The following is a 10,651-nucleotide window of genomic DNA, read 5'->3' as shown; positions in this document are numbered from 1 at the left end:
GTGGGGAGCCTTCGGCCCCACGACCACGGCGAGTTTAGGGATCTTCCTTCACCCCCAAAGAAACCACTCCACCCCATCGAGCACTGGGCGGGCGTAGGTGCGGCCTGACGGCGGGGCGGATTCGCTGCCTCCGCGCCATCGCGCACTTGGCGAGCCCGGGTTCAGCCTGGCAGAGCCGGGTGGCGGTTGGCACCAGGGGCCTAGTGGGAGGGTGGGCTGGCGAGCCTTGCCCACATGAAAGCCGCGCAACCGTCCCATTCACGTCGCGACAGCTCTTGTTTTGCTCTTGTTTTGCCGCCCCACAGCCCCACAACAAAACCCCACCCACCCTGGGGGCTGACCCCGCTCCAGTCTATCGGGCCAGGCCGACAATCGGGTCCAGAACGATCTTGCCTGTGGATAACTTGCGATCACGGGGCGTGTTCGGGTGGGTTCTTTGGTGGGTGGGGGGATCAGCTGGGTGGGGGATCAGTCGTGGGGGAGGGTTGTGGTTTTCGCGTGGTCGGCGCGGTCTAGCCAGGGGCGCCAGCGGGCGGCGGAGTGGGCGGGTTCGGACCAAGGGTGGGAGCAGCGGACCAATCGGGTGCCGGGTTTGTCTAGCCAGCGGAGGACGACGCTGACCTCCTCAGCTGGGGCGCCGTAAAGGGGGCCTTCGTCGGGGATGACGGTTTCGGCCGTGGCGACTAATGCGTCCACTACCGGCATTGGGGGGACGCCGCGGCGGGCGACGCCTGCGCTGGCGAGGCGGCCGTGGCGGACCACCGCGAACTCCCAGCCGCCAGTGGCGTCGGGGCGGGCGGCGACTAGTTCGGCGATCGCGGCTAGGGCGGAGAGGCGTTGGCCGCGGTCTAGGGCGCGGACCAGGGTGCGGAGGCGGTCGCGGTCGGCGCCTGCTTGTTCGTAGCGTTGGGCTGTCGACAGCTCGGTCATGCGGCGCTCCAGGCGGTGCAGCGCGTCGAGTTCGTGGCCTGCCACCAGGGCGTTGACGGCGTGGACGGCGGGCTCGTAGTCCTCGGCGCTCTGCTTGCCAGCGCAGGGCGCGGCGCAGCGGTCTAGGTCGGCCAAGGCGCACGGGCGGGCGTTGGGGGACTGGGCGGGGATGCGCACGGTGCACGGGCGCACGCCGGTGGCCTCCTGTAACGCCAGCATCGCCTCCTCGGCTCGGCCGCGGCTGCGGAACGGGCCCAGCGCGCCCTCGCGCGGGCGGCGGACCAGGGACAGGCGGGGAAACGGCTCGTCCGTGAGGGTGATCCACCAGGCGTGGCGGGGGTTCTTCGAGCGGCGGTTGTACGCGGGTTTGTGGGCGGCCAGCAGGCGCAGTTCGCGGACTTCCGCCTCTAACGGGTGCGCGCAGGTGACCGTGTCGACGCGGACGGCGAGGCTGACCATCTCGCGCAGCCGCCGCCGGGTCTCGCTCGCGGTGAAGTACTGGCGCACGCGCCGCCGGAGGTCGGTGGCGGTGCCGACGTAGAGGACTTCCTCCCCGGGGCCGCGGAACAGGTAGACACCTGGCTCGTTGGGCAGGTCTTCGGCCAGGGTGCGTTTGCGGCGCTGCTCGGCGGTGACCTCGGGGATGTAGTCGAGCAGCTCCTCCAGCGACTGCACGCCCAGCGAGCCGACCCGCTCCAGCAGGGCGTGCAGCACGTCGACGGTGGCCCGCGCGTCGTCCAAGGCGCGGTGGGTGGGCATGGTGGTAGCCCGGAACAGCGCCGCCAGCGCCGAAAGGCGACAGCTCGGCGCCTCTTCGCGGCTGAGCACGCGCCTGCCCAACCGGACCGTGCAGACCACGGCGGGCTTGGGCCACGGGTACCCGAACCGGCGACAGGCCGCCTTGACGAACCCCACGTCGAACCCGGCGTTGTGCGCGACGAGCACCGCGCCCGCGGCGAACTCCAGGAACGCGGGCAGCACCGTCTCCAGGCGCGGCGCCGTGTAGACCATGGCGTCGGTGATGCCGGTGAGCGCGACGATCTCGGGCGGGATGCCCCGGCCGGGGTCGACCAGGGTGGCGAACTCGCCGAGCACCTCGCCGCCGCGGATCTTGACCGCGCCGAACTCGGTGATCGCGTCCTCCTCCGCGCTGCCGCCGGTGGTCTCCAGGTCGAACACCACGAAGGTCGTCTCGCGAAGCGGCGTGCCCAACTCGTCGAACGCGAGTTGGCCGCGGGGCTCTGGTGCGCTGCTCATCACCGTCGAAGCTAGATCACCCCACCGACAGTTTTCCCCTGCCGCGAACGGCTCCACGGACTGCTCTGGCCGGGCTCACTCGGTGCGGTGAGCGGGGGGCCGATCGGGTGAAGGGGCATCGACGCCGAGGTTCTTGGGCCCGCGACTAGCCTTAGAGAATGGCTCCGTCGTCCCTGCCGGTCGGACCGGACGAGTCCGGCCCGACGCCCGAACTGTCCACAGCGGACGGTCCGGTGGACGACGCCGCCACCCGAACGGGGTCCGGAGTGGACTTCGCGACCCTGCCCGACCAGGTGCGCACCCGGCTCGCGGAGCTGGGCGCGGAGGCGGTGGGCGCGCTGCCCAAGGTCGACGTGCCGCAGCAGTTGCGCGCGGTGGCCCGGTTCGCCCCGGCCAAGCGGGCCCGGCTGGGCGGGGCGGCGATCATCGCCTGCCTGCGCGACGTCGTCGGCTTCCGGACGGCGGTGGTGGAGTGGTTCCGGGAGAACCGGCCCGCCAGCCTCGACCTCGGCGGCGACGACCCGGTCGCGGTGGCCGCGGCGGCGGTGCTGCTGGGCGAGGAGTCCGCGGTGCACTACCTGGAGCTGGTGTCGCGGCGGGCGTCGGACGTCTCGCTGCGCGCCGAGCGGGACATGGCGGTCGCGAAGCTGCGCAAGGCCGAGGCCGAACTCGACCGGATGCGCGGGCTCGCCGCCGAGTCCACCGGCCTGGCCGACCGGGTCCGCGAAGAGGGCGAGGCGGAGCTGGAACGGCTCCGCAAGCGATTGCGCGAGCAGGGGGTCCGGCTGCGCGAGGCCAAGGACGCCGCCGCGGCCGCCCAGGCCGAGGCCGAGCGGCTGCGCGCCGAGGTGGGCGTGGAGCTCGCCGCGCTCGCCGAGCAGCGCGACCGCGAGCGGGAGCGCGCCGAGATCGAGCGCGCCCGCGCGGCCAGGGCCGAGGCCGACGCCGAGATCGCCCGCCAGTCCGCCCGCGAGGCCAGGCAGGCCGACGAGGTGCGGCTCGCGCTGCTGGTCGACACCCTTGACGGCGCCGTCACCGGACTGCGCCGCGAACTGGCGCTCGGCGGCGGCGGGCCGCGCCCGGCCGACCTGGTGCGCGGCGCGACCGCCGCCCAGGGGGTCGTGGGCCGGGTCGAGGACCCCGCCGCGCTCGACCGGCTGCTCGCGCTGCCCGCGGTGCACCTCGTGGTCGACGGCTACAACGTCACCAAGACCGGCTACCCGGAGCTGTCCCTGGCCGACCAGCGCGACCGGCTGATCCGCCAGCTCGCCTCGCTGTCCGCGCGCACCTCCGCCGAGGTCACCCTGGTCTTCGACGGCGCTGGCGTGGTCGCGGTCCCGGTCGCCGCGCCGCGCGGGGTGCGGGTGCTGTTCAGCGACCCGGGCGTGCTCGCCGACGACGTGATCAAGGCGCTGGTCACCGCGGAGCCGGAGGGGCGGCCGGTGGTCGTGGTCACCTCCGACCGGGCGGTCGCCGACGCCGTGCGCAGACGCGGGGCCCACCCGGTTCCGTCCGCGGTGCTGCTGGCCCGGTTGGGCCGGATCTGAGATGAACCGGGATTTGACATGCCGGGATCTGAGATGAGCTGGATCTGATCGAGCGGGCGGTCCTTAGCGGGCGTCTCGGTGGCGGAGGGGCGGGTGCTGGTGAGGGGACGGGGCGCGATCGCGGCGGGAGCCGCGCTGGTCTTGGTCGCGACACTGCTCGGGCAGCCGGTCGCGGGCGCCCGCCAGCCCACGCCGCCGCCGACCGACCCGCCGCAGGTCGAGGCCGGGGTCGGGCCGGGGGCGCAGGCGCCTGACCCTCGGCCGGGCGAGGCGTTCGCCGATCCCAAGGTCGCCGAGTTGCAGCGCACCGCCACCGACGTCCAGCGCGAGCTCGCCGACCTGTCCGACCGGGTGCGCGCCGCCGAGGACGAGCTTCGGGCCGCGGCCGGGCGGGTGGGCGAGGCCAAGTCCGCGCGCGAGGCCGCCGACCGGGTGGTCGCCGCCCAGCAGGCCGAGGTGGACCAGTACTCGGCCGCGCTGTACTCCGCGCTGGCCCAGCCCAGCGGGTTGCAGGTGCTGTTGACCGCGGACAGCCCGGAGGACTTCCTGCAGGGCGCGGGCCTGCTCGGGCGGGTGCGCGCCGACCAGGACGCCCGGCTCGCCGACGCGGTGCGCAGGCAGAGCGCCGCGGTCGAGGCGGAGAACGCCGCCACCGGGGCCGAGCGCTCCGCCGCCGAGCGCAAAGCCGACCTCGACCGGCGGACCGGGGACGCGTCGAACCGGGCCGCCGCGGTGTCCTCCGAGCTGCGCGGCAAGGTCGACGACACCAACGCGGCCGTGGTCGCCCAGCAGCAGGCGCAGGCCGAGCGCAACCGGAAGACGGCCGCCAACTGGGCGGCCTACACCGGCAAGCTCGCCGCGGCGGGCGTCGTCGCGCCCAAGGCGGCCACGCTCCGCGATCCGACGCGGCTGCCGCCCGGCCTGCAATCGGTGCCGGGGGCGGACGGCAAGCCGCAGGCGGGGGTCGCCCAGGTGATCCTGACCGACGGTGAGCGACTGTTAGTGCTGCCGGAAGAGACGATCAAGGCTGTCGACGCGGCGGTAAGCGTTCTTGGCAAACCGTATGTGCCCGGTAAGGGCGGTGAGGGACCTACGGCGTTCTCTTGCGATGGTCTCGTCCGCTCGGTCTACACGGCCGGTGGGGTGCCGTTGCCGCCGTCTGTCGGGGAACAGATGGCCGTGCTTACCCCGGTCCCGACAGCCGACGCGCGCTCCGGCGACATCGTCTTCCTCGGCCCGGCTCGGCTGGGCGCCCAGGGCGTGGGCATCGTGCTGGACGAGCGCACGATGCTCGCCGCGGACGCGCGGCTCGCGGGCGTGGTGGTGACGGACCTGCCCGGCGGGGACACGGTGCTGGGCGTGGGCAGGCCCGCGCTCGCTCAGCGGCCGCCGCAGGAGCCGCCCCGGGCCACCGACGGCGGCCTGCCGTGGCGGTGCGGGGGCGTGCAGCTGCCGCCACGCGCCGCGGGCGAGGCTCCCGGCGCGTGGGGCGGGTATCCGAACGGGCTGATCCCGCTGGCCGCGCTGTGCCCGGCCGGGCAGGGCGCGCATCTGCTGCGCTGCGACGCGGCCGAGGCGTTCCGGGCGATGTCGGCGGCGTTCGCGTCGGCGTTCGGCAAGCCGCTGTGCATGACCGACTCGTATCGCACGTTCGCCGCCCAGGTGCGCCTCTACGGGGCCAAACCCGCCCTGGCCGCGGTGCCGGGCACCAGCAATCACGGCTGGGGCATGGCGGTCGACCTGTGTGGCGGAGTGCAGTCCTTCGGCACCCCGGAATACGCCTGGATGGTCGCCAACGCAGGCCTTTTCGGGTGGTCGAATCCGCCGTGGGCGCAACCGGGCCGGGGCCGCGAGGAACCGTGGCACTGGGAGTTCGTCGGGGCGTGACCGCCCGGTGGCCGGATTCGTCTCGAACGCCTGAGCGAAAATTGTCGGTGCCTTCTCCTAATCTGCGGATCACGAAGATCGGCGGGCACGGAAAGGAGCCGGGCAATGATCATCGATTGCGACAGCTGCGAGGTTCGCGGCGACGCGTGCAAGGAGTGCGTGGTCACCGTGCTGCTGGGCGCGCCGCCCAGCATCGAGCTTGACGCGTCCGAGCAGCGGGCGATCGACGCGCTCGCCGCGGCGGGCATGGTGCCCCGATTGCGGCTGATTCCGATCGAGAAGACCGCCTGATCGGGGGTGATCCGCCCGGGTGAATCCAGCGAGGCGGCGAGTGGTCGGTTCAGTCGCCGAGCGGTTCACCACCTGAGTGAACTGGGCTGTCGTACTCATCACAGAGTGGAGTCGCGACTGCTCCGTTGGTGTTTCGGCACGAATCGCAACCCAATTTCGAGGGGGTCGGTAGACGGAGAGGCTCACTTTTCGTAACCTGTCCGAGACCTCGCGGCCAGCAGTCACCCACCCCGAGGTGGCTACGCGAGGTCGCCGCCGAGTCAGCCCTGTCGTGGGGCTGAACCGGTCCCCCACGGTGGGGTCGTCCTTGATCGGATAGCGTGCGGCAACCCCGCTCGCGCCGGTTCGGACCCGTACGCCGCACGCGGCGCGCGGGTGCGAAAGGCCGCCCCCGTCGGCGGCAAGACGGACGAAGGAGTACGCGCGACGTGTCGTCGCATCGACTCAAACGTGCAATGCGTAGTGCGCTGAGTGTCACGGCCGTCGTCGCGGTGGTGAGCTTCTCGCCCACCCCCGCGTTCGCCCAGCCTCCCACCCCCCTTCCCCCACCCACCACGGCATCCGAGGCACTGCGGCAGTTCCAGCAGCTCAGCGAACAGGCGAGCAAGGTCAACGAGGATCTGCTCAAGGCCCGGACCGACCTCGACGCCAAGCGCGCCGAATACGACAAGGCCACCGCCGACGTCGCGCTCGCTGGCGAGAACGAGAAGCAGGCCATGGCGCTGGAAGAGCAGTTCCGGGGCCAGGTCGACCTGCTCGCCAACGCGTCCTTCCAGGGCGCGCGGTTCAACAAGATCTCCGCGCTGCTCACCGGGTCCTCGGCCGACGACTTCCTGGAGCGCGCCTCCGCGCTCAACGTCCTGGCGGCCGACAACCAGGAGGCGCTGGAGAAGTACACCAGCGCCGTGGCGACCGCGGCCGACGCCCGCAAGCTGGCCGAGGACGGCCAACGCCGCGCGGCCGAGGCCAAGGCGGCAGCGGAGAAGCTCGCCGCCGACATCACCAAGGCCCACGACGACCTGCAGGCGCAGATCAAGCAGGTCGAGCAGGCCAAGAACCGGCTCTCGGTCAAGGAGTTGGCCGACCTCGGCGGCCCCAAGGACGACGGCGTCTACCTCGCCCCGCCCGGCGCGGCCGGTCGCGCGATGGAGGTCGCCCTGGCCCAGCGCGGCAAGCCCTACGTGTGGGGCGCGGAGGGTCCGGGCGCGTTCGACTGCTCCGGCCTGACTCTGTACGCGTACCGGGCCGCGGGCGTGAGCCTGCCGCACTCCAGCCGCGCGCAGTTCGGCTACGGCAAGTCCGTCTCGCGCAGCGAGCTCATCCCCGGCGACCTGCTGTTTTACGGCGGCAGCGCCAGCAGCATCCACCACGTCGCCATGTACATCGGCGACGGGCGCATCGTGCACGCCTCCACCACGGGTGTCCCGGTGAAGACCGACACCATCGACGGCGGCGGCCGCGACTACCTGGGCGCCAAGCGCATCGTCGGGTAGGTCGCGAGCGGGTGTTTCCGCGCTGGGACCGGGGTCGCGTAGCCCCGGTCCCAGCGCTTTTTCGTCCGGGGCCCGGTCGCGAAGCGCACGGCGGCGACGCCTGCGGGATTCACCCCGATCGCGCTGACAGCCACCCGGCGCTTGGCGCCAGGACCTAGGATTCGCTGGTGGCCATCGGGGTAAAGGCGAGAACCTGGTTGAGCGCGGTCGTCGCCGTGCTCACACTGACCGGCCTCGCCCTGGTCTCGCTGCCCGACCCCGCGTCCGCCCCCGGCGGGCAGTCCGGCCAGGGCCAGCCCATGGGGGCGGTGCCCCCGCCGTCCCAGTCGGTCGCCGCCGCCGACGCCGAACGCGCCGACGCGATCGTCAAGCTGCTCGACCGCCGCGCCAGCGCCCTGGCCCGCCGCGACGAGGCCGCCTTCCTCGCCACCCTCGACCCGCAGGCCGACCCCGCGTTCCTCCAAGCCCAACTGGACCTGTTCGCCAACCTGGCCACCGTCCCGTTCGACGCCTGGTCCTACACCGTGCGCGCCGACGACACCCTCGACCTGACCACCCTGCCCGCCCCCGCGGCCGACCCGACGGCGATCGAGCTGTGGGCGCCCGCGGTGGACCTGAGCTACGCGCTGCGCGGCGTCGACCAGGTCCCCACCACCCGGGCCATGGGCTACCTGTTCGTCCGCCGCGCGGGCGGCTGGTTCCTCCGGTCGGATACCGCCCTCAACGACCTGGGCAGGCGAAGCTGGCGCGGCCCGTGGGACTTCGGCCCCTGCGAGGTCACCAGCACCGCGAACGGCATCGTCCTGGCCCACCCCGGCAGCAAACCGATGGTCGACCGCCTCGTCCGCGAACTCGACTCGTCGGTGCGGGCCGTCAGCGAGGTCTGGGGCCCGGCCTGGCCCCAGCGGGTAGCCCTGATCCTGCCCGACAGCCCCGCCGAGATGCGCTCCCTGGTTGGCCCCGACTTCCCGGTGGACGCCGTGGTCGCCGTGGCCATCGCCGACCGCGTGGACACCGCCCAGGGCACCGCGACCGGCCAGCGCGTCGTCCTCAGCCCGGCTGGCTCCCGAGCCCTGTCGGTCTCCTCCCTCCGCGTCGTCCTTCGCCACGAGATCACCCACGTCGCCGCCAGAGTGGCCACCGTCGACGGCTCTCCGATGTGGCTGCTGGAGGGCTTCGCCGACTACGTGGGATACCGGGACAGCGGTATCGGCCTGGTCCAGGGCGCACCGGACCTGGCCCGCAGAGTCCGCGAGTCCGGTCCGCCCACCGCCCTCCCGGAAGACCGGGATTTCCGCGCCCGCGACCGCAGCCTCGACTTGGCCTACCAGCAGGCGTGGTCCCTGTCCCGCTTCATCGCCGACCGCCTGGGCGAACCCCGCCTGGTGGCCCTCTACCGGGACCTGGCGGGCGCGGGCCCCCTGTCGGCGGCGGACACCGACGACCTGCTGCGCCGCGCCATCGGCATGGACCGCGCCACCCTCCTACGCGAATGGCAGTCCTACCTACGCGCCGCCTTCCGCTGACTCCTTCCGGACAAGTAGGCCAACCGCGAGAACGTGCCGCAAGCCACCAGACGGGCCTCATGATCGCGAGTTATCCACAGGCGCGCCACACCCTCTTCCCTGCGCTGACCTGCGGCGATAGGATGGATTCGGGATGGTCCCCCAGGGAGGGTGGGCTTTGTGAGTGGGGGCCGTGGGGTGGCGAATTAGGTCAAGGCAGGGTCTTTCCCACCTGGCCGCTTGCCCACCGGCACCCGGACCTGCCACGTGCGAGGCGGGTGGAGCAGCAAACCGGCCTTCGCCCGGGCCGCACCACCCCATCGAGCAAACCCACCAGGAGCCACGCCCCCCGGGAGAACCAAGCCACGGGGGCCAAGCAGACCCCAACAGGCATGGGCCTAAATTGACCCAGTGCGGAGGACCCTGCTAGTCACCAACGACTTCCCACCCCGGCCCGGGGGCATCCAGACATACCTGCATTCATTCGCCACCCGGCTGCCAGCGCAAGACCTCGTCGTCTACGCCCCGAAGTGGGAGTCGCGTTCCGGCTCCCACCAGGAGTTCGACGCGGCCCAGCCGTTCCAGGTCGTCCGGCACGCCACTGGGCTGATGCTGCCCACCCCCGACGTCGCCCGGCGGGCCAAGCAGATTCTGCGCGCGGAGGGATGCGACTCCGTCTGGTTCGGCGCCGCCGCCCCGCTGGCCCTGCTCGCGCCGACACTGCGGGCGGCGGGGGCGCGGCGGGTCGTTGCGAGCACCCACGGGCATGAAGTCGGCTGGTCGATGGTGCCGGGAGCGCGGCAGGCGATCCGGCGGATCGGCGGGACCACCGATGTGGTGACCTACGTCAGCCGCTACACCCGGGGCCGGTTCGCCGCCGCGTTCGGCAGGCGGGCGGCGCTGGAGCTGCTGCCCTCGGGAGTCGACACGGAGCTGTACAAGCCGGATCGGGCGGCGCGGGCCGAGATCCGGAGGCGGCACGGGCTGGGGGAGCGGCCGGTGGTGGTGTGCGTGTCCCGGCTGATGCCGCGCAAAGGCCAGGACGTCCTGATCCGCGCCTTGCCCGCCATCCGGGAACGGGTGCCCGACGCGGCGTTGCTGCTGGTCGGGGGTGGGCCGTACCGGGCTCGGCTGGCCGCGCTGGCCGCGCGGACGGGCGTCGCCGAGCAGGTGGTTTTCACCGGGTCGGTGCCGTGGGAGGAACTGCCCGCCCACTACGCGGCGGGTGACGTGTTCGCCATGCCGTGTCGCACCCACGGCCGCGGGCTGGACGTGGAGGCCCTAGGCATCGTGTTCCTGGAAGCCGCGGCGACCGGCCTGCCGGTCATCGTCGGCGACTCCGGCGGCGCCCCGGAAACCGTCCTGGACGGCGAGACCGGCCACGTGGTCGACGGCCGGGCAGTCCCCGAGGTCGCCGGTCGGATCGCCGACCTCCTGGCCGACCCGGACCGCGCGGCCCAGATGGGCGCGGCGGGCAGGCTGTGGATGGAGAAGTCCTGGCGCTGGGCGGACCGAGCCGCCCGCCTGGCGCGGTTGCTCGACGGCGAGACCACTTACCGGTTCAGCGGAAACTAGGGCCTGTATCGAAGTACCGGCACGCACCAGCCGCGCCGGATGCGGCCCCTGGCGGCACGGCCGCGACGCCCAAGTACAACACCGGTACGAGCGGCGCCGCGGCCGCACCGCCAGGAACCACCCCGATCACGACTGACACGCACCGGTACTTCGATACAGGCCCTAG

7 protein-coding genes are annotated in these 10,651 nt (G+C 72.9%); 6 read left to right on the top strand and 1 reads right to left on the bottom strand.

The window, feature by feature from the left end; translation table 11 throughout:
* Window positions 1-468: 468 nt before the first annotated feature.
* Window positions 469-2,187: a DEDD exonuclease domain-containing protein gene (locus ACZ6SD_RS32485; RefSeq protein ID WP_465320854.1), complete on the bottom strand. Its 1,719-nt coding sequence runs from the start codon at window positions 2,185-2,187 to the stop codon at window positions 469-471.
* A 158-nt stretch (window positions 2,188-2,345) separates the two neighbouring features.
* Here ACZ6SD_RS32485 and ACZ6SD_RS32480 point away from each other — a divergent pair, with 158 nt between their 5' ends.
* From ACZ6SD_RS32480 to ACZ6SD_RS32455, 6 genes are all read left to right on the top strand, one after another.
* Window positions 2,346-3,734 carry an NYN domain-containing protein gene (locus tag ACZ6SD_RS32480; RefSeq protein WP_465320853.1) on the top strand — a complete coding sequence of 463 codons (1,389 nt, stop codon included), beginning with the start codon at window positions 2,346-2,348 and terminating at the stop codon, window positions 3,732-3,734.
* A gap of 93 nt (window positions 3,735-3,827) precedes the next feature.
* On the top strand, window positions 3,828-5,621 hold the full coding sequence (locus ACZ6SD_RS32475; RefSeq protein WP_465320852.1) for a D-alanyl-D-alanine carboxypeptidase family protein: 1,794 nt from the start codon (window positions 3,828-3,830) through the stop codon (window positions 5,619-5,621).
* 105 nt (window positions 5,622-5,726) lie between these two features.
* Window positions 5,727-5,912 carry a hypothetical protein gene (locus ACZ6SD_RS32470; RefSeq protein ID WP_465320851.1) on the top strand — a complete coding sequence of 62 codons (186 nt, stop codon included), beginning with the start codon at window positions 5,727-5,729 and terminating at the stop codon, window positions 5,910-5,912.
* A gap of 455 nt (window positions 5,913-6,367) precedes the next feature.
* Window positions 6,368-7,405: a C40 family peptidase gene (locus tag ACZ6SD_RS32465; RefSeq protein ID WP_465320850.1), complete on the top strand. Its 1,038-nt coding sequence runs from the start codon at window positions 6,368-6,370 to the stop codon at window positions 7,403-7,405.
* A gap of 167 nt (window positions 7,406-7,572) precedes the next feature.
* Entirely contained in the window at window positions 7,573-8,931 is a 1,359-nt protein-coding gene (locus tag ACZ6SD_RS32460; RefSeq protein ID WP_465320849.1) for a basic secretory protein-like protein, read from the top strand.
* 390 nt (window positions 8,932-9,321) lie between these two features.
* Window positions 9,322-10,485, top strand: coding sequence for a glycosyltransferase family 4 protein (locus ACZ6SD_RS32455; protein ID WP_465320848.1), 1,164 nt, complete (start codon window positions 9,322-9,324; stop codon window positions 10,483-10,485).
* Window positions 10,486-10,651: the final 166 nt, after the last annotated feature.

The sequence above is a fragment of the Actinokineospora sp. NPDC051303 genome (assembly GCF_055586285.1).
The sequence above is the reverse complement of the archived record's forward strand: the minus strand, read 5'-3'. Positions and strand labels throughout refer to the sequence as shown.